Raw genomic sequence first — 24,472 nt, 5'->3', positions numbered from 1 at the left:
CTCATCCTTTCGCAGGATCCAATATGCCGCCTGACACACTTGCCTCCGTATATCCTCTGGCTTCAATCTCTGCATCAAGCTCACGCATACGATTGAAAGAGGCGATGGATACTTCTACCTGATCATCCTTTGGTTCTTTGGTAGTGAGCAGCTGCAGCCATAGTCCAGGGTATCCCAAGTATTTGAGACCTGGAATTTCTCTTACTGCGTTGGTACCCTTCAGAACCTCAAACGAAACACCGATTACGACAGGCAGCAGAATAATCCGTTGGATCACACGTTCCCAAAGATTATCCCAGGGTACTACGGAGTAAATAATAACGCCGAGGATAATCGTCAGCATCATAAAACTGCTTCCGCAGCGGTAATGCAGACGGCTATATTTCTGAACGTTCTGGACAGTCAGCTCTTCGCCTGCTTCAAAGGCGCTGATGACTTTGTGTTCCGCACCGTGATACTGGAATAGCCGCTTGATCACAGGTGTTTGCGAAATCGCCCATAAATAGACCAGCAAGAGAACCATTTTAATGCCGCCTTCTATGAGGTTGTGCAGTACATAGTTATCAAATGCATTCTTGAATAAAAAATCTTCGACAAATACTGGTACAAGCGTAAAAATGAGCTTTCCGAATAAGAAGGAGAGAATACCCATTACAGCAACGCCAAAAATCATTCCGAGGCTCCAGCCTTCGTCCTTTTTCTTCGGCTTAGCTTTCTCTTTCGCCAGTTCTTCGGGTTCCAATTCATCTTCGGCATAGGATTCAGCCGAATAGTTCAAGTGCTTAGAGCCTTTGGCGCTGGCATCTATAATACTGACAAGGCCGCGAAGCAGCGGAATCTTGCGCAGTTTAGTGACCCAGCTCTTATCGCTTCTTGGCACCTCCAAAAATGTAATCTCCTGATTCTTTCGTCGCACGGCTGTTACATTAATATGCTTGCCGCCGAACATGACGCCTTCAATGACGGCTTGGCCGCCATAGCTGGGAGTTTCCTGGGACAACCAATTCACCTTCCCGTAATTAATATGATTTATATAATACATTGTAACTAATTTTTGAAGACATTACTAGTTGGATCGCCTTTTGCTGCACATACTACCTTATATGGACAAGGAGAGACAAATCGGTATTAAAAATACGGAAAGAGAGGCAATTCTATGAGCAAATCACATCAACAACAATCAGATCATACTAATATTTGGTTTTTTGCGCTCGAATTAGGTTTTTTCGCAGGTTTGATTTGGGGAGGGCTGCACTGGTTAATCTACTGGTTCAGCTTTACCAAGGTTAGTCCTGGTTATTTAGCAGAGCCGTTTTTTAAACATACTTTTCTGACGACAATGTATGGACATCTCGTGGGTTATTTGTTTTTCATCTTATTTTCAGTGATAGCCTCACTGCTATATGTGCTTATTCTGCGCAAGCTGAAGGGACCTTGGCCAGGATTGGTTTATGGTGTTTTGTGGTGGGTAGTTATATTTATTCCCGGCTCGCAAATATTTCTTATGCAGCCGCCTTTTAAGCTGCCGTGGAACACTGTGATTAGTGAGTTCTGCCTTTTTTTACTTTGGGGGATGTTCATTGGATACACAGCGGCGATTGAGTATACCGACGAACGAAAGCGTGAGCAAGCGACTGCACTTGCCTAACGGCTCGAAAAAACTTCTCAAGGGGATATCCCTATGTTAAAATACAATGTGGCTATTTCGAGAGGAGAATGAAAATGGGTAACGAGCGCGTCTCCAAGCTGCGTAAGGTTTTGCAGGATAAAGGATTGGAAGCAATGTTAATAACCAGCGGTTATAACCGCCGCTATTTAAGTGGATTTACCGGATCGTCCGGTTATGTATTGGTGACAAGCGATGATTGTTATCTGCTAACTGACTTCAGGTACATGACACAGGCTGCGGATCAAGCGGTAGGAGTTAAGGTTGTAGAGCATGGTCCTAAATTTATTGATACAGTACGCGAGTTGCTGCCAACAGGCAGTGAGGTACGTGTTGGTTTCGAACAGGATGATGTCTCATTCAGCGCTTATACCTCATATGCGGAAGCCCTTAAGCCGGCAGTGTTAGTTCCAGTTTCCAAAGCCGTGGAAGACCTCCGTATGTTCAAGGATGCTGAAGAGCTTGCTGTTATGCAACGTGCAGCTGATCTGGCTGATGCTACATTCAATCATATTCTGAATGTGATCAAACCAGGCATGACTGAAAGAGACGTCGATTTGGAAATGGAATTCTATATGCGTACCCACGGGGCAACTGCGTCATCGTTTGATACGATTGTTGCTTCAGGTGAACGTTCGTCCATGCCGCATGGCGTAGCAAGCAGCCGTGTAATTCAAGGTAATGAATTTATTACGCTTGATTTCGGTGCATTACTCGATGGATACTGCTCAGATGTGACTCGTACCATTGCACTCGGAGCTCCAGATCCGAAGCTGAAAGAAATCTATGATATTGTGCTGGAAGCTCAGCTACATACGTTGGCACATATCAAACCGGGTATGACTGGACGGGAATGTGATGCACTGGCACGTGATATCATCGCTAGCTACGGATATGGTGATCAATTTGGACATAGCACGGGTCATGGACTTGGAATGGAAGTTCATGAATGGCCGCGTTTGTCCAAGCTGAGTGACGATATCATGCAGCCGGGAATGGTCGTTACTGTAGAACCAGGTATCTATTTGCCGGGGATTGGCGGAGTACGTATTGAAGACGATATTGTGATCACCGAGAGCGGAATATCGCTGCTGACCCATTCGTCCAAAGAATATACAGTACTGTAAGTAAGAAAAGTAGTAGTTTAATTATCGAATTCAGGAGGGATTTTTAGTGATTTCAGTAAACGATTTTAAGACAGGCTTGACCGTAGAGGTGGACGGTGATATTTTTACCGTTCTTGATTTCCAGCACGTTAAACCAGGTAAAGGTGCAGCGTTCGTTCGCTCTAAGCTGAAAAACCTGCGCAATGGTAACACTGTTGAGCGTACTTTCCGTGCTGGTGAAACTATTGGCCGTGCTATTATTGAGAACCGTGGCGTGCAATATTTGTATGCAAGCGGATCGGAGCATGCTTTCATGGACAACGAAACTTATGACCAATTCGAATTGTCCAGCAAGCAGCTTGAATGGGAATTGAACTTCCTTAAAGAGAACATGACTGTAAACATCATCAGTTACCAAGGTGAAATCCTTGGGATTAACCTGCCTACCAGCGTAGAGCTGAAGGTTGTTGAAACTGAGCCAGGTGTGAAGGGTAATACTGCTCAAGGCGCTACTAAATCGGCCAAGCTTGAAACAGGTCATTCTGTACAAGTTCCTCTGTTCATCAATGAAGGAGATGTGCTGCTTATTGATACTCGCGAAGGTAAATATATCTCCCGCGCGTAGGAAGCATCATACTTGCCGAACTTATAACCAATCAGCCTCCCCCGTTATTACGGTGGGGGGTTTTTGGTATATAAACGAGGATGCATGAGGAACAGTATGGGTGAGAATGTTATACTTACGAATTAAAGGATCAGAAGGAGGCGCATATGAGAAAATTAATTATATCTGAGTTCATATCCCTTGATGGTGTTATGGAAAATCCACAATGGACCTTCTCATTCGGAAGTGAAGAACAGGAGCATTTCAAGTTTGCTGAACTGAAAGCTGCTGACGCTCTAATGTTAGGACGGACAACCTACGAAGGTTTTGCAGAGGCTTGGCCAAATATGGTTGAGCAGACAGGTGAGTACGGTGAAATGATGAATGGATACGCTAAGTACGTAGTCTCCACAACTCTCGAAGAAACAACATGGAGCAATTCAAGCTTGATCAAGGGCGATCTTGCTCAGGAGGTGTCCAAGCTGAAGGAGCAGCCGGGGAGAGATATTCTCGTTTTTGGCAGTCGTACGCTTGCGCAGAGCCTGATGCAGCTTGGCCTTGTCGATGAATATCAGCTTCTGGTCTTCCCGATTCTGCTGGGTAGCGGTCAGCGCCTGTTCGAAAACGTTGGTGAAGAGAAGACTTTGGAGCTAGTGGACTCCAAAAGATTCAGTTCTGGAGTGATGGCCTTGACTTATCGACCAGCTTCTCAATAAAAAACTGGAAGACGAGTGAAATGAGGTCAGCTAGTGTCTTGAAGCTGACCTTATCTTTTTGTTAGCTTCTGGAAAATCAATAATTTTTTAATGAAATCATTAACGCATTACGCTATTTTCGTATTATACTGGTTTAAAGCGGGAAACCGATTAGAAGCAACTACATAGACCGATATGGGGAGTGAGTGGGACTTTGTCACTTTATGTTATGAAATTCGGAGGCAGCTCCGTCGGCGACACAGAACGCATGCAACGTGTTGCCAAGCGCATCGCAGACAAGCAGGATGAGGGACATCGCTGCGTTGTAGTTGTATCTGCTATGGGGGATACAACAGATGATTTGATCGATACGGCGAAGCAATTAAACGGGCAGCCGCCTGCACGTGAAATGGATATGCTGATGACAACAGGTGAGCAGATTTCCGTTGCTCTTTTGTCCATAGCTCTTCATGGGATCGGGCGGAATGCAGTATCTTATACAGGATGGCAGGCCGGGTTCCGAACAGACGAAACCCACGGTAGAGCTCGTATCAATGATATTGATCCGCACCGTGTAGTAGCGTCTTTGGAACGCGAACAGATCGTTATCGTTGCCGGTTTCCAAGGGATGACTTTGGATGGTGAGATCACTACCCTGGGCCGCGGAGGATCGGACACGACAGCTGTAGCCCTTGCGGCTGCTATTCAAGCAGATGTATGTGAGATTTATACTGACGTTGATGGTATTTATTCTACAGATCCACGCATTGTGAAAACAGCCCGCAAGCTGAACGAAATCTCTTACGATGAGATGCTAGAGCTTGCCAATCTGGGAGCAGCTGTACTACATCCGCGTGCAGTGGAGTATGCTAAGCGTCATCAAGTTAAGCTGGTCGTTAGATCGAGCTTTAATCATAATGAAGGTACTGTTGTGAAGGAGGAAGCAAGCATGGAGCAAGGAGTCGTAGTTAGTGGGATTGCTTATGATAAGAATGTAGCACGTGTCAGTATTCTAGGAGTACCTGATGTACCGGGTGTACTCGCTCAAGTCTTCGGCAAGCTGGCTGAAGAAGGCGTAAACGTTGATATCATAGTACAAAGTGGTGTGCAGAATGAGCAGGCTGACTTCTCATTTACAGTTTCACTTGATGAACTGGATCGTGCGAAGGAAGTCATTAAAGAAATCCATAAAACTTTACCTTACCGTGAAGTAACGTCCGAGGATAACCTTGTGAAGGTTTCTATTGTTGGCGCGGGTATGGTTAGCCATCCTGGTGTTGCGGCTCAAATGTTTGATGTGCTCTCCCAAGAGGGCGTAAGCATTAAGATGGTTAGCACGTCAGAGATTAAGGTTTCTTGTGTAATCGAATCCGGCAATTTGCCATCGATCATTCAGGCGCTTCACACCGCTTATAATCTGGATACAACTGAGCAGGCCTTTGTTGGTGGTCCTAAGGATCGTCGTTAAGAGCCGTTCAATCAATAAAAAGGGAGATCCTACAGCTATTTAGCTACGGGGTCTCCTTTTTGGGCATCAGCAATAAATGAAAAGGAACGCTGCAGGTTTGAATGCAGCGTTCCTTTTTACATCTATATGGGTATTTATCCTAAACGTCTAAACCGGCCTAGAATTTCAACAGTCTCAAGTACATTGACGAAAGAACTTGGATCCGTCTCAAGGATAGTCTTACGCAGCTCTGACAGCTCATAGCGGGTCGTTACGGTCATCAGCATTGTATTGCCCTCGTGACTGTAACCGCCCTCTGCGTTGACTACTGTGATGCCATGAGGCAGCTCTCTAAGACGATTCAGCATTTTATCCCGTTCCTTGGTAACAATGAAGCAGGTTAGCTTAACGTGACGAATATGAATCATATCAACCACTCTGCTTTTCACAAAAATACAGAGCATAGCGTATAAGGCTGAGTCCCAGCTTTTAAAGAAGCCTAAACTCAGAATAACGATCCCATCCATTACGAAGAGTACATTCCCAATAGGAATATCCCGCTTACGTGTAATAATCGAGCCTAATATATCAAATCCTCCAGATGAACCCCCGGCACGGAGAGAAAATCCAACCCCGCCAGCAATAATTACGCCGCCAAAAATACTAGCCAAAATCGGGTCTTTGGTCACTTTTACCGCAGGAATAATTGTCATGAACCAGGTGGTAGCTAAAACGGAAAGCATGCTTAGTAAGATGTACTTTTTCCCCACTGCAATAAATCCCCAGATCAGAACAGGAAGGTTTATCGCAAAATAAATGATTGAGATGTACTTCGGATTAGTTACATACCCGATGACTGAAGCCACCCCTGCTACCCCGCCGCTTAGCAGTTGATGAGGAATTAGAAATAATCTCATCCCTGCGGCGACTAAAAAAGCTGAAAAAATAATGATTGCCGCTTCTCTTACTGGTCTGACTACGGACCGCATGCTGAGCGGTAGCCCGTAATTTCGTACGTGCATGACACAAATCCCCTCTTTTTCTTATGTCTTTTTAGTTTGCCTTTTTTTGAAAATATAAACTCACTATATTTCCAATTAAAAAGGATACCACAGATGAAGGCGTTCGTAAAAATTATTTTATCGTACTGATTATATTTATTTATGAACCCACTCACTATGAATTCTTTCACAGTCTGATCAGCAAATCTGTCATTTCTCATTGTCTAAAGTGAAAAAGCCACGCATATCCATGAGTAATAGAAAGCTAAACAAGCCTCAGATCTCTTTTGGTATGAATGAATTAGTAAAAGGAGTGGAGTAGATTGGACAAGTATGTAAGCTGGATGGCAACTCTGCGGTTGTTCTCGGGCAGTGCAGAGATTATAGCTGCGCTGATAATGCTCAGATTAAATCAGGTCGATAAGGCGCTGGCTGTCAATTCTGGACTGGCTTTGGTAGGCCCGACCATATTGATATTGACGACAGCTATTGGCCTGACTGGGATGGCACAGCAGCTGTCGTGGAGCAAATTAGGCTGGGTGGGCTGCGGTGTAGCCTTTCTCTTAATCGGGATTTTGAAAAAATGATAGATGATAGGCATATTGGGCGCGTACAAGCATAAATATGGAATAAAGCAATTAAGTAGAGGACAGCTTGGGGGTACTTTGTATGGCAGATGATTGGCTGCAATTGTTTCCTGAAAAAGTAAGAGTGCTGTTAAAGTGCCTTCCCCTTCCGCTGCTAGGAATGGTGGAGGAGATTCGTGTCCGTGAAGGTCGTCCGCTGGAAATTAACTACTCTGGTAAATATCACTTTCTAAGAGTGAATGGCAGTTTGACGCAGAGGCCTGAAGAAGCTTACAAGCCGGATCGGGAAGACACTCATCGACTGCTAGACCTGATCAGCAACCATTCGCTATATACGATGGAAGAAGAGCTGAGAAAAGGATTTATTACGATTCCCGGCGGTCATCGGATAGGACTTGCTGGCCGGACAGTACTGAGTGGCGGAGGTGTAGAGCATCTTCGTGATATCACTGGCTTTAATGTCCGTATTGCTCGTGAAGTACCTGGAATCGCAGATGGAGTGCTGCCTTATTTACTGGACAAGGGGCGGCAGCGAATGATGCACACCTTGATTCTCTCCCCTCCACAACATGGCAAGACTACCCTACTCCGCGATCTTGCAAGACAAATCTCCTTAGGGGAATTGGGCAAGCGCGAAGGGATTAGACCGGGGCTGAAGGTGGGAATTGTTGACGAACGGTCTGAAATTGCTGGCAGCCGGCGTGGTGTTCCCGCCTTTGACGTGGGTCCTCGGACAGACGTTCTTGATGGGTGTCCCAAGGCAGAAGGCATGATGATGATGATCCGGTCGCTATCGCCAGAGGTATTAATCGCGGATGAGATTGGGCGTCCTGAAGATGCCGAAGCAGTTACCGAGGCACTGCATGCCGGAATATCTGTCATTGCTTCCGCTCACGGAAAAGATGTAACAGAGTTGGCTCGTAGGCCGGGTCTTGGAGGACTGCTGGAACAAAAGATGTTCGAGAGATATGTCATACTCCATCGTTCAGAAGCAGGCCTCACGTTTCGTATTCTGGATGGCCAGAAAAGAGGAATGCTGCTTATCTCTCCCGGGGATCGACTAGGCGGTGATTTGCATGCTTAAGCTGTTCGGTGCTGTGCTCATTGTGGTGGCTGGTACGCTTGCAGGTCTCCAGTTTGCTCGTCAATATGCAGACAGGCCCAGACATATCAGAGGTTTAATAGCAGCATTACAGCGGTTGGAAACAGAGATCATGTACGGCTTCACCCCACTGCCGGAAGCCATGCGGCGGATTGGGAATCAGTCGAAGGACCCGCTGAAATCGTTGTTTGTCAAAACAGCGGAGGAGATGAGTCCTCCCTATGACAGAAGCGCCCAGGATGCCATCCAGCGGGCGATGGAAGCATATTGGAAGTCTACCGCTATGAAGGGGACAGAAAGAGAGATTCTTCGCCAGCTCAGCTGTACTCTCGGCACAAGCGATAGGTCGAATCAGAGCACTCATATCGCGTTAGCATTGCAGCAATTGAAGCAGGAGGAGTCGGTGGCCAGAGAGGATCAAGGCAAATATGAAAAGTTAAGTAAAAGCCTGGGTCTGCTGCTTGGAGTACTGATCGTCATTTTGATCTTTTAGCGAGGTGCCAGGAATGAATATTGAAGTCAATGCGATTTTTCAAATTGCCGGCATTGGCATAATTATCGCCATGATCCACACGGTGCTCAAACAGATGGGAAAAGAGGATTTCGCACATTGGGTCACCGTGATCGGGTTCGTAGTCGTGCTGTTCATGGTGATTCGGATGCTGGACGGGTTGCTGCAGGAAATAAAAACGATCTTTCTTTTTCAATAGGCGTGCTATGGAGATTATCCAAGTTGTTGGGATTGGGCTGATATCGACCATATTGATTCTCGTACTGAAGGAACAAAAACCGATGTTCGCCTTCCTTCTTGCTACTACAACAGGAATTCTAATTTTTATGTTTCTGATCGGCAAGATCGGAATGATCCTCTCTACACTGGAGCGGGTGGCTGAGTCATCGGGGATGGAAATGATTTATTTGAAGACTGTTTTCAAAATCATCGGCATTTCCTATATCGCGGAGTTCGGTGCACAGATTGTACGAGATGCCGGTCAGGAATCGATTGCTTCCAAAATAGAACTCGCCGGCAAAGTGCTAATTATGGTACTAGCTGTACCCATTATCAGCATCATTATCGAAACCGTCATGAAACTACTGCCTGCTTAAAGCAATCGTGAAGAGAGCTGAGCAACGGATCGGGAGGAGAAATTATGCAAGAGCACAGTGTTTTCCGTCCTCCAAAACTAAAAATAATACTGCTGCTGCTTCCATTCTTTTTCATTCTATGGTTTGCAGGTACAGCTCAGAGTGTGCAAGCTTCCTCAACACCAGAATCCGGCAGTTCCTCCCCGGTAGACCAGTGGGTCAAGAGCCAGGTGAATAATTTACCCAAAGATAAAGTCGAGTCGTACTGGGATCAGCTGATGAAGGATTATGGTGGTTTTTTCCCGGACGGGGCCACACCAACGCTAATGGACATGCTGCTTCCGGGAGATAAGGGGCTCAGCTTAAAGGGTGTGTTATCTGGGCTTCTAGGCTTTATGTGGCATGAGGTACTGTACAACGGAAAGCTGCTCGTGACGATTGTGATGATCAGTGTGCTCAGCATGATTCTGGAGACGCTGCAAACCGCTTTTGAGCGAAAAACGGTCAGTAAGGTCGCTTATACGCTCTGTTATATGGTGGTGCTGGTAATTGCCGTGAACAGCTTCAATATCGCTATTGGTTATGCAAAGGATGCTATCGATCGGATGATCGATTTCATGATGGCGATGATTCCACTGCTGTTCGCGCTGCTGGCTTCGATGGGGAATATCGTTACGGTCTCCGTCACCCATCCGTTAATTGTTTTTATGATTCATACGGTTGGCACCATGATCCACACCCTTGTTTTTCCGCTTCTGTTCTTCTCGGCTGTGCTGCATCTGGTCAGCGCATTGTCGGAGAAATATAAACTAACGCAGCTGGCTAATCTGCTGCGAAACATCGGTGCTGGATTGTTAGGTGTACTGCTAACTGTGTTCCTAGGTGTAATTTCTGTTCGAGGGATAACAAGCTCAGTAACGGATGGGGTCACCATTCGGGCCGCTAAATATATTACAGGGAATTTTGTTCCGGTCATCGGCAAAATGTTCGCGGATGCCACAGACACAGTAATCTCAGCTTCACTGCTGGTGAAAAATGCGATCGGGTTATCGGGTGTCATTATCATATTGTTCCTGTGTGCTTTTCCGGCAATCAAAATCCTGGTGCTTGCCCTTATCTACAATATAGCCGCCGCTGTGATGCAGCCGCTGGGAGAGACGCCGATTGTGGTCTGTCTCCAGACGATTGGAAAAAGCATGGTATACGTGTTCGCTGCTTTGGCTGCTGTTTCCTTAATGTTTTTTATGGCGGTTACGATCATGCTGACTGCGGGCAATTTGACTGTAATGATGAGGTGAAGCAACCAAACTTTTAGGAGGGAAACCATGAGCTGGTTGGGCGGTTGGCTGCGGGAGATCATCCTGGTTGTGCTGTTGGCGTCATTTGTTGAATTGCTGCTCCCAAGCAAATCCATGGAGCGTTATGCAAGATTGGTGCTAAGTCTCCTAATCCTGCTCACGATGCTCAGCCCTATCGTCTCTCTCCTGAAAGGTGATGCAATCTCCGAACTGAGTGTCGCTATGGGACAGCAAGAGAAAGAGGGCGGTTTGTTCACTGGCGGAGGGAAGGGAGACCCATCCTTGGAACAGATTCTGGCAGATGGGCAAAAGCTTGCACAAGGCCGTCAGGAACAGAGTCTGCAGCTCGCTGCCGAAGAGGTGGCGGGTCAGATGAAAGAGCAGATTATCAGCGAGACCGGCAAACGCGGAGTTAATGTCACCGTAACACTGGGCATGGGGAAGTCTGGCGGCACCGGTAACGAAGACGTTCCTGTCATTTCCAATGTAAGGGTCTCTATGCCTCAGACAACAGCCAACTCCCCGGGTACTTCCGGAGCTTCCAGCACAGCGACTACAGCACCCATTACAATCTCTCCTGTAGCACCTGTAGAAGTTAAAATTGGCACTAATCCGGCAGATAACGTAGAGAGTGAAGCAACATCATCAGCTGAACCTAATAAAGCAGTGAACGGAACTGTAGCTGAAGACAGCGCGTCCGCGAGTGAAATGGAGTCCATTGTAAAGCTGCTGGAACTGAAGTGGGATTTGGATCCCAAAGTCATTCAGGTGGATGGCAGCGTGGCTAGTAACGTCAAATCATGAGCTTGATATTTCTAAGAAACTATAATTTTTAGGAGGGATGGGAGTGGGCAATTGGCTGAAAAAGCTTGAGCAGTGGGCTGGGGGTGGGGCCGGCAGTCCGAAGAGAAGCCATACCTTTCGCTGGCTGATCATTCTGGGTCTGCTGGGCGCAGCGATCATGCTATTCAATTCCTTCGTCAATGTGAAGAGGATTGATAACGAGAATACAGGGCGTGAGCCGCCGGTGAATCAGTCCTCTCAAACGGCGCTGGTGCAGAGTGATCCAACCACAACGACCAATTCGTTCGACAGCATCGAACTAGCGATGGAGAACCGGATGAAGGAAATTTTGGAGAAAATCGTTGGCGTCGGTACAGTCGATATCATGGTTACAGTGGAGTCTACAGAAGAAATTGTCGTGGTGCGTAATATGAATGACTCCCAACAGCTTAGTGAAGAGACGGATGCCAGTGGGGGGAAACGTCATACGACACAATATACGAGGGATGGCGAAATCGTAACCTACTCGCAATCAGGGGACGAGACACCCATCGTGACGAAGCGAATCAAACCTCAGGTACGCGGCGTACTGGTAGTTGCCAAAGGGGCAGAGAACAAGGTTGTTCGTGGACTTGTCGAGCAGGCTATAGAAAAAGGCTTGAACGTCCCGATCCAGCGCATTTCAGTAGTACCACGCAAACAAGAGTAGCAGGAGAAAGTCAATAAGTGAGTGCTTCCGAAGCAGCCACTAGATTAAATTTTAGGAGGAATTAGGAATGAACGGCAAAAGACAAACGATATGGTTGGTTTCTATGCTTAGCTTGATGGTGGTCCTCTCTGCATACTATTTATTCACTGAAGACTCAGGTGCTTCGATTCCAAAAGACACGGCTGGCACAATGCAGGTTGATTCCCTGAAAGACACAGCAGGTGCAGCGTTGCCAACGGTTGGTGACAAAGGTGTTGTTGTGAACGAAGTTGTTAGTCAAGGCGATGTTGTTGCCGATGAAGGCGTTGTAGATAGCACTACTGGCGCCGCTACTACGGACGACAGCGCTACTGCCGCCAAAACGGATGACAGTGCTGCTACCGCTAAAACGGATGATAGCACTACTACTGCTAAAACGGACGAAAGTACAACTACAGCTGCTAAGGACGATAGCAGTAAAGCTGCCGCAAATAGCAGTGACTCAGAGAAGGCAACAACCGACACTGCTGCTAAAGATGCCGCGAAAACAGATACATCTGCTAAAGATACAGCCGCAAATACAACAACCAAGACTCCAGCTAAAAATGACAAAGAAATTCTCGATGAAGTAGCTTCTCAAAGTGTATCGGCGAGCAGCATGTTCACTAACTACCTTTATGAACGTGAGCAAAAGAATCTTAAGAACCAACAAGACTTGCTTGCTTTGATTAATGACATGGACAAAACACCTGCTGATAATGCAGTCGCTCAAGAACAACTTCTAAATCTTGAAGAAAAAGAATCCAAAATTACCGGTATCGAAGAACAGCTTCAACAAAAATATGGCGAAGCGATTGTAAAGGAAGAAGCTGGAGACAGCTATAAAGTAGTCGTTCTCAGCGACAAACTGGATGTAAAGCAAGCGGTCAGCATCGTGGATCTCGTAATGAAGGAACTGAGTGTATCTCAAGATAAAATTAGTGTACAATACGTTTCTGAGCAATAATAAGCTGTATAATTAAAAGAAAAATGACGAAAGAGCTCGGGTTGCCCCGGGCTCTTTCCATTTTTACCGATTGTGATATAATACATAAAGTTATCTTGTCCGCTTAAGAAGTGGCTTCGAGAGAAAGCTGAAGGAGTGAACTGATATATGTTCAAGTTGAGCGAAATTAAGGAATTGATTAAATTGCTGGACCAGACCTCCTCTGTACATGAGTTGGAGATCGAAAGCGAAGGAATGAAGCTTGCAATTCGCAAACCGGATCGCCCTGAAGCTGATGGAACAGCAGTACAGGCGACTCCTTATGCTGCCTATCCCTTTACGCCTGCCCCGCAGCCGCAGAGCGTACCGCAAGTATCCTATCCGGTAGTAGGTGAAGTTCCTCCAGCGCAGCAGCCACAAGCAGCTGCAGAAGGCAAACTACATAAAATTGTGTCTCCAATGGTGGGGACCTTTTATAGTGCCGCTTCTCCGGAAACGCCTTCGTTTGTTAATGTTGGAGACCGTGTAAGTGAAAAATCAACGGTTTGCATTATTGAGGCGATGAAACTGATGAATGAGCTGGAAGCGGAGATCAAAGGTGAAATCGTGTCTGTGCTTGCTGAGAACGGTCAGCTTGTAGAATACGGTCAACCACTATTCTTGGTTAAACCGGAATAAATACCGCAGACTACTTAAGGAGCGGAAGCTTCGCAAAACTTTGGGAGGAAACGCATGAACATTCAAAAAGTGTTGATTGCCAACCGCGGCGAAATCGCGGTCCGCATTATTAGGGCCTGCCGTGAACTGGGCATTTCCACCGTCGCGGTCTATTCGGAACCCGACCGGGATTCACTGCATGTCCGGTTGGCTGATGAAGCTTACTGCATCGGTCCGATGCCGGCCAAGGACAGCTATCTGAACTTTACAAATATTATGAGTGTAGCCACCTTAACGGAATGTGATGCCATCCATCCTGGCTATGGATTTTTAGCTGAAAATGCGGATTTTGCAGAGATTTGTGAATCTTGCAATATTATCTTCATAGGACCTTCTCCAGATGCCATAAACCGTATGGGTGACAAGGCTGTGGCGAAGGAAACCATGAAACTGGCTGGAGTTCCGATTATCCCGGGCTCAGATGGTCTTGTAGGCGATGTAGAGGAAGCTGTCATGCTGGGCCGCGATATTGGGTACCCAATCATCGTTAAGGCGACTGCAGGTGGCGGAGGTAAGGGAATACGAATTGCTGAGGACGAGGAATCTTTAGTGAAGCAGATTACTGCTGCACAACAGGAAGCACAAAAGGCGTTTGGTAACGCTGGTGTATATCTGGAGAAATTCCTAACAGGCATGAAGCATGTGGAGATTCAGATTATTGCAGATAAACATGGCAATGTAGTGCATTTAGGTGAACGGGACTGCTCCGTGCAGCGTCGTCGCCAAAAGCTGATTGAAGAGGCACCTTGTTCAGTGCTCACACCGGAAATTCGGGAAGCAATGGGTAATGCAGCAGTTCGAGCAGCACTTGCCGTGAATTATTCGGGAGCCGGAACACTTGAATTCCTGCTTGGACCGGACGGACAGTTCTACTTCATGGAGATGAATACCCGTATTCAGGTTGAACATCCAGTAACAGAAATGGTTACAGGTGTGGATTTGATTAAGGAAATGATCTCTGTAGCAGAAGGCAATCCGCTGTCATTCACTCAGGAAGATATCGTGATTAATGGCTGGTCCATTGAATGCCGTATAAATGCTGAAGATCCTGAGCGTAATTTCATGCCTTCACCAGGAAAAATCGGCTTTTATTTGCCACCAGGAGGCCTTGGCGTTCGTGTGGATAGTGCGGCGTACCCAGGATATACGATTTCCCCTTTCTATGATTCTATGATTGCAAAACTGATTGTATGGGCTCCTACACGTCAGGAAGCGATTGCGAAGATGAAGCGCGCCTTGGCTGAATTCGCCGTGGAAGGCATTCATACCACCATCCCTTTCCATCAGAAACTGTTGGAGCATCCTGTATTTTTGGATGGTAACTTTGACATTAAGTTTCTTGAAGAGTATGAAATTTAGGACGACTTCGGTTTGTTTGTCATAAAGTTCGTCAAATGATATAGTATGTTTAATAAGAGACGTGCTTTACGCTTGAAATCATGAACAATCTTTCTTGAAAGGTGTGAAGTCTAAAATGAGTACATTGCCGACAGAATACGAACGGACGGAAATCGGTGAAATCCAGATTGCTCCTGAAGTAATCGAGGTTATTGCAGGTCTGGCGACCGTTGAGGTTAAAGGTGTAGCAGGTATGAGCGGCGGATTCGCCGGTGGTATTGTTGAACTTCTTGGACGTAAGAATCTGTCCAAAGGAGTTAAAGTAGAGGTTGGACAACGTGAAGCTGCGGTGGATGTTTCTGTAATTATTGAATATGGCAATCGCCTTCCTGAAGTGGCTGCTGAAATTCAACGTAATGTTAAGCGCTCCATCGAGACTATGACTGGTCTGACTGTTGTGGAAGTGAATGTGCATATTCATGATGTGCAATTCAAGAACAACAACACTGTAGACAAGAACGAAGAAACAGAAACGATTCTTCGTGTGAAATAGCAGTCATCGTTCTTCCATAAACCCCCGACAGCAAAGTCGAGGGTTTACTCTAATTTAAGGAGGTTATGAGACTCGTGGCAAAAATTTTGGACAGACTTTTGCTGTTTGTCTACAGCTTAAGTATCGGAATACTATCTGTTATTGCCATCCTCCTCTTAAGCGGTGCGATTCCTAGAACTTTGGAGATTGAGAATGGACCAGCAGCTTATATTACAGCAATAATAGTAGCAGTTGTCTTGTTCCTTCTGAGCATCCGATTTTTCTACATCTCTCTGCGCCGTGATCGCGCTTCATTGCCTTCGGTCGATCAGCGTACAGAGTATGGGGATATCCAGATTTCAATGGAAACTATTGAGAATCTGAGTCTTAAGGCTGCCGGTAAAGTGAAGGGAATCAGAGATCTCAAGTCACGTATTCGTGTCTCGCAGGCTGGCCTTGAAATTACAATTCGTGCAGTAGTGGACGGTGAGCATTCATTACCGCTGCTTACCACAGAAGTACAACGTCAGGTGCATGATTTCGTGCAGGAGACAACCGGCATTCCGGTTGCTGATGTGTCTGTATATATTGCTAACCTCACGCAGTCTCCAAGCTTCAAAAGTCGAGTGGAATAGAGGTGAGTTTCCCTTATGTCTTGGAAAGAAGTATGGGAAAGTCACGGGGGTAGAATCGCCGGAGTGACTTTCGGCATTGGTCTGGGTTTGATTTATTTAATTTGCGGTTTTTGGGATATGCTGTTCTTTGCACTGGTAGTGTTCATCGGATATACGCTCGGCAAAAGAAAGGATACCGCGCAAGCGCCCCTGTTTCAATGGCAGGAGTTGGTTTCGCGATTATCCGGACGCTGGCGTCCCTTTAAGTGAACCGCGATAGTCTTTTTCCCGGAGCAGGAAACCGTAAGTTTGTGTTGTCCGTTGCCCCCGGAAGAAAGGCTTTGCGGTTTTTTTGCGACAAGGGATAGGTATATTTGCGAGCTTCCTCTGAAGGTATCTTCGCTTTGTGCAATAATCCTCACAGGAATAGGGAAAGAATGAATAAGTGTGAAGCGATATTTGGGTCGTAGACGTTGTTGCAGTACAAGTGAATATTTTAATGCGATATAAGATTTTAGGAGGAACACATGAAAAGACGTATAGCTAGAGAGATTATTGTCCAAAGCCTGTATCAGATGGAAATGAACGATGTGGAAAGCGCGGAAGCTGTAGAAATGCTGCTCGAGGAAGCCTCAGAAGAGAATGAAACCGAACGTGTAATCACGGACGAGATTCAGCTTAAACACTATGTGGTAGAGCATGTGAATGGGGTATGGGAGCACAAGGTAGCGATCGACGATATACTTGAACATTACCTGAAGGGCTGGCAAATGAGCCGTCTGTCACGTGTGGATCGTCAGATTCTACGTTTAGCAGCGTATGAAATGGTGTTCGCCAATGATGTGCCTGCGAAGGTTGCGGTGAATGAAGCGATCGATTTGGCCAAGCATTTTGGAACGGATGATTCCGGGAAGTTTGTTAACGGAGTACTCGGCAAGATGATCCAAGAGATAGATACTATTAAAGCTGACCATTCTTAATTTATAAACCATAGTAAAGTATATAAAAGGGGAGAGACTAACATGACAGCAGCAATCATCAGTGGTAAACAAGTATCCGAGGAAATTCGTATTAGCATTGCCCAAGAGGTTGCTGAACTGGCGAAACGCGGCGTAAAGCCCGGTTTGGCTGTTATTCTAGTAGGTGAAGACCCGGGATCTCAGGTTTATGTTCGCAATAAGGAGAAATCTTGTATCAGCTTAGGATTCCATTCGGAAGTGCATAAATTGGATGAATCCACTTCTCAAGAAGAACTTCTGGCACTGGTAGCAGAGCTAAACGGACGCGATGATATCGACGGAATTCTGGTTCAACTCCCATTGCCTAAGCATATCGAGGAGAAGGCTGTTATTGATGCAATCTCCGTGGAAAAGGATGTAGACGGCTTTCACCCTGTCAATGTAGGCAACCTGGTCATCGGTGCCGACAGTCTTCTTCCATGTACTCCTGCAGGAGTAATCGAACTGATCAAACGTACAGGAACAGGTATGGCAGGTAAACATGCCGTTGTAATTGGTCGTAGCAATATTGTAGGAAAGCCAGTTTCCCTCTTGTTGCAACGCGAAAATGCTACCGTAACTATGTGCCATTCCCGTACAGCTAATATGCAAGAGATTAGCCGTCAAGCGGATATTTTGGTTGTAGCGATCGGACGAGCTAATTTCATTGATGCTTCCTATGTGAAGCCGGGTGCTGTTGTCATTGATGTGGGCATGAACCGTCTGGATAACGGTAAACTCGCAGGTGACGTTGATTATGAAAGTGCAAAAGAAGTTGCCGGATACATCACGCCTGTTCCAGGCGGGGTTGGTCCGATGACTATTACAATGCTGATGAGCAACACGCTGATTGCGGCTAAACGCCGTCACGGCCTGGAATAGGGGTAAGATTCATGGCGGCAGAGCGGCAGGTTTATTCGATCAAAGAACTCAACCGTTATATCCGCATGAAGCTAGACTCGGATAATTTACTTTCGGATGTGTGGATTCGCGGAGAGATTTCCAACTTTACACATCATGGCAGCGGGCATATGTATTTCACACTTAAGGACGAGAGCAGCCGCATTAAAGCGATTATGTTCGCTTCTCATAACCAGCGGCTGCCCTTTATTCCGAAAGAAGGCGCTCGGGTAATTGCCAGAGGTAATGTGACCGTCTATGAACGGGATGGGCAATATCAGTTCTACGCCACACATATGCAGCCTGATGGGATTGGCAGTTTATATCTGGCCTATGAGCAGCTGAAGAGCAAGCTTGAAAAAGAAGGCCTTTTTGCAGAAGCTCGCAAGCGTTCGTTGCCGCGGTTTCCGAAGTGTATTGGTGTGATTACTTCCCCAACAGGAGCAGCTGTACGAGATATTGTGATTACGCTTCAGCGGCGGTTTCCGCAGGTAGCTATTGTAATCTATCCCGTACTGGTGCAAGGCAAAGGCGCTGCGCCTTCGATAGTGAAGGCGATTGGTGCGCTGAACGCCATGGGTGAAGCCGACGTGCTTATCGTCGGCCGCGGCGGCGGTTCGCTGGAGGAGCTGTGGGCGTTCAACGAGGAGGAAGTCGCGCGAGCGATATCGGCATCAAGGATTCCGGTCATCTCGGCCGTCGGCCACGAGACCGATTTCACGATTGCCGATTTCGCCGCCGACCTCCGCGCGGCTACGCCCACAGCGGCCGCTGAGCTGGCCGTGCCTCATGCCGGCGAGCTAGCTGCGCAGCTTCGCCAGCTGCAGCAGCGGCTGCGCCAGGCGCTGCAACAACGCGCCCAGCGTGGACGCGAGCGCCACTCGGTGCTGCAGCGCTCGCTGGCGCTGGCAGGCCCGCGCCGCACGCTGATTCAGCACACGCAGCGGCTGGACATGCTGCGTGTGCGGCTCCAGCGCTCGGCGGATGCACGGCTCAGCCGTTCCCGCGAGCGCAAGGCGGTGCTGCATCACAGTCTGCAGCGGTTCCATCCGCGCGACAGTGTTGCTGCAGCACGTCAGCTCACAGACAGTCTGCGCCGTGAGTTAATGGGCGCTATGCAGGCTCGTTTGCAGGAGAAGCGATCTCGCTATGTGGCGGAGATCCGCCATTTGGATGCGCTTAGCCCGCTTAAAGTAATGTCACGAGGCTACAGCTTAGTGTATGACGAGGCGGAAGAACATTTAATCAAATCGCTGACCGAAGTGCAGCTTGGCGATCTTGTGGTGATAAAGATGAATGACGGACAGCTGAACTGCCAAGTATGGGGGATGAAGGAGGATGGCAAAGACGATGACGAAGGAAGCGGAACTTGATTTTGAAGGCGCTATGGACCGACTGGAGGAAATCGTTCGTGAGCTTGAACACGGCGACGTTCCTCTGGAGAAGGCCATCGATTTATTTCAGCAGGGCATGAAGCTGTCGCAGCTTTGCGGCAGCAAGCTGGAACAAGTAGAGCGTAAGATCGAAATGATTACCCAAGAGGACGGAGAACTGCGCAAAAAGCCGTTTGGTGCACGTCTGGAAGGGGACGCCGATGAATCGCTTTGAGAATGATCTGGAGGGAAGCTCCGCAAGTGAAAGCATGCGGCAGCCGCTGGAGGATTACATTGCATCGATAAGTGATTTGCTCTCACATGAGCTTGAGACTATTCTTCCCGCAGCGTGGACGGTTCCAGAAAATTTACAGCAAGCGATGAAGTATTCGCTAATGGCAGGGGGCAAACGCCTCCGGCCGTTGCTTGTGATCGCTGCTTGTGAATCACTAGGAGGCAGCCGTGAAGCAGCCTTGCCTGTTGCAGCTGCGATTGAGATGGTACATACCTACTCGTTGATTCATGATGATCTGCCTGCCATGGATAATGATGATTATCGGCGCGGCAAGCTGACGAATCATAAAGTCTTTGGTGAAGCATCGGCTATTCTTGCGGGTGATGCGCTTTTGACCCATGCTTTTTACAGTGTGGTACAAGCCTCGCGTAAATTTGGCATTCCTGCTGAAAATGTTTTATCCATAGTAGAGGATCTGGCGGAAATGGCAGGTCCACGCGGCATGGTCGGCGGTCAGATTGCAGATATGGAAGGCGAGCAAGGACTAACAGATCTTGCGCAGTTGAAGTATATTCATCTGCATAAAACCGGAGATTTAATTATCTTTTCGCTGTTAGCCGGCGGACGTATCGCAGGGGCAACAGAGAAGCAGCTTGAAGCTCTGCGTGATTTTGGTACAAGCATCGGACTAGCTTTTCAAATTCAGGATGATATTCTTGATTTGGTTGGTGATGAAGGCAAGCTTGGCAAAAAAACAGGCAGCGATATCAAGCAGCAGAAGGTAACCTACCCTTATTTTATTGGGTTGGAGGAATCTCGTGCTGAGGTGAAGAAGCTTACAGAAGCAGCCCGAAATGCTGTGCTGAATGGCGGTTTTTACGACAACCAGCGCCTGCTGGAAATTGCAGATTATTTAATGGCACGTGATCACTAAGTATGAACTTTCGAAGCGGCTGTATTTCGACAGCCGTTTCGTTTGTGTTATAATGGTTTTTATATATTTTACAACATCTAGGAAAGCGGGGAACTATTCGTGCTGCTTCCACAAATAAATGATCCACAACAACTGAAATCACTGTCAGTCGAAGAATTAACTACTCTTGCAGAGGAGATTCGACGATTTCTGATTGAGAAGCTTACAGCAACCGGCGGGCACCTCGGTTCTAATCTGGGGGTGGTGGAGCTCACGCTGGCCTTACATTATTGCTACAACAGTCCTCGTGACAAAATGATCTACGACGTTGGCCACCAAGCCTATGTCCACAAAATACTGACCGGCCGTCAAGATCGCTTTGATACCCTGCGCAAATATCAGGGATTGTGCGGCTTTGTTAAGCGCTCTGAAAGTGAACATGATGTGTGGGAGGCTGGACATAGCAGCACCTCTTTGTCGGCAGCGATGGGGATGGCTATGGCTCGTGATCTAAAAGGCGAAGACAACAAGGTGATTGCCGTGATTGGTGACGGTGCGCTTACCGGCGGGATGGCTTTTGAAGCGCTTAACCACATTGGTCATGAGAAGCGCAAGCTGATGGTCATTTTGAACGATAATGAAATGTCGATTGCTCCGAATGTAGGGGCGATGCACAATTATTTAAGCAAAATTCGTTCGGACCGTCATTATTTGCGTGCCAAAGACGAGGTTGAAGGGCTGCTTAAGAAGATTCCGGCCATCGGTGGGCGATTAGCGAAAACCGCTGAACAATTAAAAAACAGTCTTAAATATATGATGGTTCCTGGAGTATTGTTTGAAGAGCTTGGCTTTACGTATCTTGGGCCAGTGGATGGACATGATCTGGAGAAAATGATTGACACCTTCCATCAAGCAGATAACGTGGCGGGTCCTGTGCTTGTGCATGTGCTGACGACCAAAGGCAAGGGCTACAAACCGGCTGAGACTGATTTTTATAAATCGCATGCCATTTCGCCTTACAAAATTGAGTCAGGTCAGGCACTTAAAGCTGTAGGTCCTCCAATGTACACCGAAGTATTTGGCAGTACGCTGATTGAGCTGGGACGTGAAGATTCGCGTCTGATTGCAGTTACCCCTGCGATGCCAGGCGGTTCAGGTTTGTTTCCTTTTGCAAAGGAATTCCCGGATCGCATGATTGACGTGGGGATTGCAGAGCAGCATGCAGCAACCTTGTGTGCAGCTTTGGCTATGGAAGGGATGAAGCCGGTATACGCCGTGTATTCTACCTTCATGCAGCGTGCCTATGATCAGATCGTCCATGATATTTGCCGCCATAATGCCAATGTTATGTTCGCCATTGACCGTGCTGGATTTGTGGGTGCGGATGGTGAGACTCATCAGGGTGTGTACGATGTTGCTTTTATGCGCCATATCCCTAATATGGTTATGATGATGCCAAAAGACGAAAATGAGCTGCGTCATATGATGAAGACGGCACTTGAATATAATGACGGTCCAATTGCTTACCGCTATCCGCGTATTAACGGAACAGGTGTGGCATTGGACGCTGAACTGCATACCCTTCCTATAGGATCATGGGAACGACTGCGTACAGGAGAAGGATATGCTGTAGTAGCATGTGGTCCTATGGTTCAAGTGGCTGAAGAAGCCGCTGATTTGCTGAAGCGGGAAGGGATTCAGGTGGGCGTTGTGAATGCGCGTTTCCTGAAGCCGCTTGATAATTCCATGCTTCTGGATTTGGCTCATGCTGGAACCAATATGGTTGTTATTGAAGAGGCTTGTCAAGCGGGAAGTCTCGGCAGTGCGGTATTGGAGTTCTACGCGGAGCATGAAATTTATGACGCTCGTGTACATCTGATGGGTGTGCCCGACATCTTCGTGGAGCATGGCTCCATTAAAGAACAACGTCAGCAAACAGGTCTTACCGTAGAAGCGTTATGTGCTCGTATCAAGTCCATGATGGCTCTAAGTGCTTATAATTACAAAACGACTTCGTCTTCCTAAGTGGAAGCCGGAAATTAGTAACCCTTGAACGATCGGGAGATGACCATGGAACACCGTAAAGAACGAATTGATGTACTGCTTGTGGAGCAAGGTTTTTATGAAAGCCGGGAGAAAGCTAAAGCTGCTATTATGGCAGGGTTGGTGCTCGCGGATGAGGAACGTATTGAAAAAGCTGGCATGAAGGTCTCGCGGGAGTCTACCCTTAAGGTTAAAGGCTCTGTGCATCCGTATGTCAGTCGTGGAGGCCTAAAGCTGGAGAAGGCTCTTCGCCAATTTAATATTGATCTTACCGGTCGGAACATGCTGGACATTGGTGCTTCCACTGGCGGCTTCACAGATTGTGCGCTTCAGAATGGTGTAAGCCATGTGTACGCCATTGATGTTGGCTATAACCAGCTGGATTGGTCACTGCGGAATGATGAGCGAGTGAGCGTTATGGAGCGTACGAACTTCCGGTATATGACACCTACAGATTTGCAGGGTCCTGTTCCGGACTTTGCCAGTATTGATGTATCTTTTATATCCTTAAAAATAATTCTCCCACCCCTCAAAGCCTTGCTGCAACGTCCAGCAGATATCGCTGCACTCATCAAGCCGCAATTTGAGGCTGGACGTGAGAAGGTTGGAAAATCAGGTGTGATTCGTGATTCTGCTGTCCATAAAGAGGTTTTGATTAATGTACTGACTATGGCTGCTGAGTTAGGATTCGGTCTCCATGGATTGACTTTTTCGCCAATTACAGGCGGGGAAGGCAATATTGAGTTTCTTGCTCATTGGAGACTGACGCCAGAAGTGGCGGAAGGCGAAGAATCATCCGTACAGCCGGCAGCTGCTGTTGCAGCAGTCATTCAAGTGGAGGACTTTCCATCCCTTGCTGATGAAGTGATTAAGCAGGCTACGGGTACTTTTAATGTGAGTTCTACTCATGGAAACTCCGCGCGCCGTTAGAGCTTTATGAACACCCCGTCAACCTCAAATGGTCAGCGGGGTGTTTTTTTTGAGTGGGAAGTCTGAAGAGTTCAACCTTGAAAATTCCTCTTCATCTGTTAAGATTGAGGGAGCAGATTTGCTCAAAGGGATTGAATTTATTAAAATAAAGACCCGGTATAAAATCCGGGTCTTTATATTTTGAATCTTTTTTTGGATTTACTGTGCTCGTTGTAATTGTAAATTGCTGAATTAGCGAATAATATCAATTATGCGGAAAGCTTATAAAAAGACAGCTTAGAAGCAGGATTTACCAGGGCTTCACGCGAATAAATCACCGAGGTGATTGATAGTGGCGGGTAGCTCTGACAAGGTCGTTATGGCGTTTATTGGGGTAGCATTATCGATTTTTATAATATATCGGATATATGTATGGCTGCAGAGTTCTCCGCGTTCTTTTATGAAGGATCAAATTCCGTTCAATAAAGTGATTATTCCACATCCCTCTATTGATATACTTGAGGATGAAGGATATGAGGTCGTTGGAGGGAAATTAAAAATCCCCTTGTCTTTCAACGTAAATGGGGCGCAGATGTATAGCCGGTTATTTATAGATTATGTGGCGACAAAAGAGGAAGGATCTTTATATTTAGTTATCCTTTCCAGACCACGCAAGCCTTTGGATTTCACTGGCAGTGGCTTACGTGATACCTTGCTTCCCTACCTGCTGATCTATCCGGAATGCAGCGGCGTTCTATATGTTAATGTAGCAACAGCATCGATCCATGTCATTAAGCTTGGCAAAGACGACGGAGAATCAAACTGAGTCCATATTTTTTATATACCAGGAGG

Annotated in this window: 29 protein-coding genes; 27 read left to right on the top strand and 2 right to left on the bottom strand. The window is 46.9% G+C overall.

From position 1 onward, the window contains the following. Window position 1 precedes the first annotated feature (1 nt). Entirely contained in the window at window positions 2–949 is a 948-nt protein-coding gene (locus NSQ91_RS22520) for a DUF1385 domain-containing protein (RefSeq protein ID WP_094901946.1), read from the bottom strand. Window positions 950–1,156: 207 nt separating this feature from the next. On the opposite strand from NSQ91_RS22520, the gene NSQ91_RS22515 reads away from it, so the two are divergent. From NSQ91_RS22515 to NSQ91_RS22495, 5 genes are all read left to right on the top strand, one after another. Then, the gene (locus NSQ91_RS22515; RefSeq protein WP_076278402.1) at window positions 1,157–1,648 is read left to right on the top strand and encodes a YqhR family membrane protein; all 492 of its coding nucleotides are present in this window, start codon (window positions 1,157–1,159) and stop codon (window positions 1,646–1,648) included. Between the two features lie 74 nt (window positions 1,649–1,722). Continuing rightward, complete coding sequence (locus NSQ91_RS22510) at window positions 1,723–2,793, top strand: M24 family metallopeptidase (RefSeq protein ID WP_036682862.1); 1,071 nt, start codon at window positions 1,723–1,725, stop codon at window positions 2,791–2,793. 46 nt (window positions 2,794–2,839) lie between these two features. Beyond that, window positions 2,840–3,397, top strand: coding sequence for an elongation factor P (gene efp, locus NSQ91_RS22505; protein WP_038572538.1), 558 nt, complete (start codon window positions 2,840–2,842; stop codon window positions 3,395–3,397). A 146-nt stretch (window positions 3,398–3,543) separates the two neighbouring features. Continuing rightward, entirely contained in the window at window positions 3,544–4,092 is a 549-nt protein-coding gene (locus NSQ91_RS22500; protein ID WP_076302717.1) for a dihydrofolate reductase family protein, read from the top strand. Window positions 4,093–4,285: 193 nt separating this feature from the next. After that, window positions 4,286–5,539, top strand: a complete 1,254-nt coding sequence (locus NSQ91_RS22495; protein WP_036682855.1) for an aspartate kinase — start codon at window positions 4,286–4,288, stop codon at window positions 5,537–5,539. A 134-nt stretch (window positions 5,540–5,673) separates the two neighbouring features. Here NSQ91_RS22495 and NSQ91_RS22490 read toward each other — a convergent pair whose 3' ends face one another. Further along, window positions 5,674–6,540, bottom strand: a complete 867-nt coding sequence (locus tag NSQ91_RS22490) for a YitT family protein (protein WP_081382367.1) — start codon at window positions 6,538–6,540, stop codon at window positions 5,674–5,676. Between the two features lie 302 nt (window positions 6,541–6,842). Here NSQ91_RS22490 and NSQ91_RS22485 point away from each other — a divergent pair, with 302 nt between their 5' ends. The 22 genes from NSQ91_RS22485 (at window position 6,843) to NSQ91_RS22380 (ending at window position 24,446) form a co-directional block, all read left to right on the top strand. Then, window positions 6,843–7,106, top strand: a complete 264-nt coding sequence (locus NSQ91_RS22485) for a YqhV family protein (protein WP_371915730.1) — start codon at window positions 6,843–6,845, stop codon at window positions 7,104–7,106. 82 nt (window positions 7,107–7,188) lie between these two features. Beyond that, window positions 7,189–8,190 carry a stage III sporulation protein AA gene (gene spoIIIAA / locus NSQ91_RS22480; protein ID WP_076303984.1) on the top strand — a complete coding sequence of 334 codons (1,002 nt, stop codon included), beginning with the start codon at window positions 7,189–7,191 and terminating at the stop codon, window positions 8,188–8,190. Next, window positions 8,183–8,701, top strand: coding sequence for a stage III sporulation protein SpoIIIAB (gene spoIIIAB, locus NSQ91_RS22475; RefSeq protein WP_076104383.1), 519 nt, complete (start codon window positions 8,183–8,185; stop codon window positions 8,699–8,701). Before spoIIIAA ends, spoIIIAB begins: the two co-directional genes overlap by 8 nt. A gap of 13 nt (window positions 8,702–8,714) precedes the next feature. Beyond that, window positions 8,715–8,918 (top strand): stage III sporulation protein AC, encoded by a 204-nt coding sequence (spoIIIAC, locus tag NSQ91_RS22470; protein ID WP_036682849.1) that lies wholly within the window; start codon window positions 8,715–8,717, stop codon window positions 8,916–8,918. 7 nt (window positions 8,919–8,925) lie between these two features. After that, a complete protein-coding gene (spoIIIAD, locus tag NSQ91_RS22465; protein ID WP_036682847.1) occupies window positions 8,926–9,315 on the top strand; it encodes a stage III sporulation protein AD in 390 nt (129 codons plus the stop codon). A 44-nt stretch (window positions 9,316–9,359) separates the two neighbouring features. Further along, complete coding sequence (spoIIIAE, locus tag NSQ91_RS22460; RefSeq protein WP_076218779.1) at window positions 9,360–10,592, top strand: stage III sporulation protein AE; 1,233 nt, start codon at window positions 9,360–9,362, stop codon at window positions 10,590–10,592. A 27-nt stretch (window positions 10,593–10,619) separates the two neighbouring features. After that, window positions 10,620–11,396, top strand: coding sequence for a stage III sporulation protein AF (gene spoIIIAF, locus NSQ91_RS22455; protein WP_076303985.1), 777 nt, complete (start codon window positions 10,620–10,622; stop codon window positions 11,394–11,396). Between the two features lie 43 nt (window positions 11,397–11,439). Next, a complete protein-coding gene (gene spoIIIAG / locus NSQ91_RS22450) occupies window positions 11,440–12,084 on the top strand; it encodes a stage III sporulation protein AG (RefSeq protein ID WP_076134498.1) in 645 nt (214 codons plus the stop codon). Window positions 12,085–12,151: 67 nt separating this feature from the next. After that, entirely contained in the window at window positions 12,152–13,069 is a 918-nt protein-coding gene (locus tag NSQ91_RS22445; protein ID WP_076278399.1) for a SpoIIIAH-like family protein, read from the top strand. Window positions 13,070–13,216: 147 nt separating this feature from the next. Then, complete coding sequence (accB, locus tag NSQ91_RS22440; RefSeq protein WP_076098642.1) at window positions 13,217–13,726, top strand: acetyl-CoA carboxylase biotin carboxyl carrier protein; 510 nt, start codon at window positions 13,217–13,219, stop codon at window positions 13,724–13,726. 54 nt (window positions 13,727–13,780) lie between these two features. Continuing rightward, window positions 13,781–15,124: an acetyl-CoA carboxylase biotin carboxylase subunit gene (accC, locus tag NSQ91_RS22435; protein WP_036682831.1), complete on the top strand. Its 1,344-nt coding sequence runs from the start codon at window positions 13,781–13,783 to the stop codon at window positions 15,122–15,124. Between the two features lie 115 nt (window positions 15,125–15,239). Next, window positions 15,240–15,656 (top strand): Asp23/Gls24 family envelope stress response protein, encoded by a 417-nt coding sequence (locus tag NSQ91_RS22430; RefSeq protein WP_076129649.1) that lies wholly within the window; start codon window positions 15,240–15,242, stop codon window positions 15,654–15,656. 74 nt (window positions 15,657–15,730) lie between these two features. Further along, on the top strand, window positions 15,731–16,270 hold the full coding sequence (gene amaP / locus NSQ91_RS22425) for an alkaline shock response membrane anchor protein AmaP (protein WP_036682827.1): 540 nt from the start codon (window positions 15,731–15,733) through the stop codon (window positions 16,268–16,270). A 15-nt stretch (window positions 16,271–16,285) separates the two neighbouring features. Then, entirely contained in the window at window positions 16,286–16,519 is a 234-nt protein-coding gene (locus tag NSQ91_RS22420) for a DUF2273 domain-containing protein (protein WP_036682825.1), read from the top strand. Between the two features lie 257 nt (window positions 16,520–16,776). Continuing rightward, a complete protein-coding gene (gene nusB, locus NSQ91_RS22415) occupies window positions 16,777–17,229 on the top strand; it encodes a transcription antitermination factor NusB (RefSeq protein ID WP_036682824.1) in 453 nt (150 codons plus the stop codon). Window positions 17,230–17,271: 42 nt separating this feature from the next. Next, window positions 17,272–18,129: a bifunctional methylenetetrahydrofolate dehydrogenase/methenyltetrahydrofolate cyclohydrolase FolD gene (folD, locus tag NSQ91_RS22410; RefSeq protein WP_036682821.1), complete on the top strand. Its 858-nt coding sequence runs from the start codon at window positions 17,272–17,274 to the stop codon at window positions 18,127–18,129. An 11-nt stretch (window positions 18,130–18,140) separates the two neighbouring features. Beyond that, a complete protein-coding gene (gene xseA, locus NSQ91_RS22405; protein WP_036682820.1) occupies window positions 18,141–19,520 on the top strand; it encodes an exodeoxyribonuclease VII large subunit in 1,380 nt (459 codons plus the stop codon). Then, complete coding sequence (xseB, locus tag NSQ91_RS22400; protein WP_036682818.1) at window positions 19,498–19,755, top strand: exodeoxyribonuclease VII small subunit; 258 nt, start codon at window positions 19,498–19,500, stop codon at window positions 19,753–19,755. The genes xseA and xseB overlap by 23 nt, the downstream gene beginning before the upstream one ends. After that, window positions 19,742–20,689, top strand: a complete 948-nt coding sequence (locus NSQ91_RS22395; RefSeq protein ID WP_076303986.1) for a polyprenyl synthetase family protein — start codon at window positions 19,742–19,744, stop codon at window positions 20,687–20,689. Before xseB ends, NSQ91_RS22395 begins: the two co-directional genes overlap by 14 nt. Window positions 20,690–20,788: 99 nt before the next feature. Beyond that, window positions 20,789–22,693 carry a 1-deoxy-D-xylulose-5-phosphate synthase gene (gene dxs / locus NSQ91_RS22390; RefSeq protein WP_076129652.1) on the top strand — a complete coding sequence of 635 codons (1,905 nt, stop codon included), beginning with the start codon at window positions 20,789–20,791 and terminating at the stop codon, window positions 22,691–22,693. Window positions 22,694–22,738: 45 nt separating this feature from the next. Continuing rightward, entirely contained in the window at window positions 22,739–23,641 is a 903-nt protein-coding gene (locus NSQ91_RS22385; RefSeq protein ID WP_076303987.1) for a TlyA family RNA methyltransferase, read from the top strand. Window positions 23,642–23,972: 331 nt separating this feature from the next. Then, window positions 23,973–24,446, top strand: coding sequence for a hypothetical protein (locus tag NSQ91_RS22380; protein WP_232061423.1), 474 nt, complete (start codon window positions 23,973–23,975; stop codon window positions 24,444–24,446). Window positions 24,447–24,472: the final 26 nt, after the last annotated feature.

It is taken from the genome of Paenibacillus sp. FSL R7-0048, from assembly GCF_038004505.1.
Lineage (GTDB): Bacteria > Bacillota > Bacilli > Paenibacillales > Paenibacillaceae > Paenibacillus_AQ > Paenibacillus_AQ odorifer.
Note: the sequence above shows the minus strand (reverse complement) of the source record. Positions and strands in the feature narration are given on the sequence as shown.

Bases quoted from the DNA above. Each gene is read 5' to 3' on its own strand.
- NSQ91_RS22520 (WP_094901946.1), bottom strand. From the start codon at position 949: ATGTTCGGCGGCAAGCATATTAATGTAACAGCCGTGCGACGAAAGAAT.
- NSQ91_RS22515 (WP_076278402.1), top strand. From the start codon at position 1,157: ATGAGCAAATCACATCAACAACAATCAGATCATACTAATATTTGGTTT.
- NSQ91_RS22510 (WP_036682862.1), top strand. From the start codon at position 1,723: ATGGGTAACGAGCGCGTCTCCAAGCTGCGTAAGGTTTTGCAGGATAAA.
- NSQ91_RS22500 (WP_076302717.1), top strand. From the start codon at position 3,544: ATGAGAAAATTAATTATATCTGAGTTCATATCCCTTGATGGTGTTATG.
- NSQ91_RS22490 (WP_081382367.1), bottom strand. From the start codon at position 6,540: ATGCACGTACGAAATTACGGGCTACCGCTCAGCATGCGGTCCGTAGTC.
- spoIIIAA (WP_076303984.1), top strand. From the start codon at position 7,189: ATGGCAGATGATTGGCTGCAATTGTTTCCTGAAAAAGTAAGAGTGCTG.
- spoIIIAB (WP_076104383.1), top strand. From the start codon at position 8,183: ATGCTTAAGCTGTTCGGTGCTGTGCTCATTGTGGTGGCTGGTACGCTT.
- spoIIIAC (WP_036682849.1), top strand. From the start codon at position 8,715: ATGAATATTGAAGTCAATGCGATTTTTCAAATTGCCGGCATTGGCATA.
- spoIIIAD (WP_036682847.1), top strand. From the start codon at position 8,926: ATGGAGATTATCCAAGTTGTTGGGATTGGGCTGATATCGACCATATTG.
- spoIIIAE (WP_076218779.1), top strand. From the start codon at position 9,360: ATGCAAGAGCACAGTGTTTTCCGTCCTCCAAAACTAAAAATAATACTG.
- spoIIIAF (WP_076303985.1), top strand. From the start codon at position 10,620: ATGAGCTGGTTGGGCGGTTGGCTGCGGGAGATCATCCTGGTTGTGCTG.
- NSQ91_RS22445 (WP_076278399.1), top strand. From the start codon at position 12,152: ATGAACGGCAAAAGACAAACGATATGGTTGGTTTCTATGCTTAGCTTG.
- accB (WP_076098642.1), top strand. From the start codon at position 13,217: ATGTTCAAGTTGAGCGAAATTAAGGAATTGATTAAATTGCTGGACCAG.
- accC (WP_036682831.1), top strand. From the start codon at position 13,781: ATGAACATTCAAAAAGTGTTGATTGCCAACCGCGGCGAAATCGCGGTC.
- NSQ91_RS22430 (WP_076129649.1), top strand. From the start codon at position 15,240: ATGAGTACATTGCCGACAGAATACGAACGGACGGAAATCGGTGAAATC.
- NSQ91_RS22420 (WP_036682825.1), top strand. From the start codon at position 16,286: ATGTCTTGGAAAGAAGTATGGGAAAGTCACGGGGGTAGAATCGCCGGA.
- nusB (WP_036682824.1), top strand. From the start codon at position 16,777: ATGAAAAGACGTATAGCTAGAGAGATTATTGTCCAAAGCCTGTATCAG.
- folD (WP_036682821.1), top strand. From the start codon at position 17,272: ATGACAGCAGCAATCATCAGTGGTAAACAAGTATCCGAGGAAATTCGT.
- xseA (WP_036682820.1), top strand. From the start codon at position 18,141: ATGGCGGCAGAGCGGCAGGTTTATTCGATCAAAGAACTCAACCGTTAT.
- xseB (WP_036682818.1), top strand. From the start codon at position 19,498: ATGACGAAGGAAGCGGAACTTGATTTTGAAGGCGCTATGGACCGACTG.
- NSQ91_RS22395 (WP_076303986.1), top strand. From the start codon at position 19,742: ATGAATCGCTTTGAGAATGATCTGGAGGGAAGCTCCGCAAGTGAAAGC.
- NSQ91_RS22385 (WP_076303987.1), top strand. From the start codon at position 22,739: ATGGAACACCGTAAAGAACGAATTGATGTACTGCTTGTGGAGCAAGGT.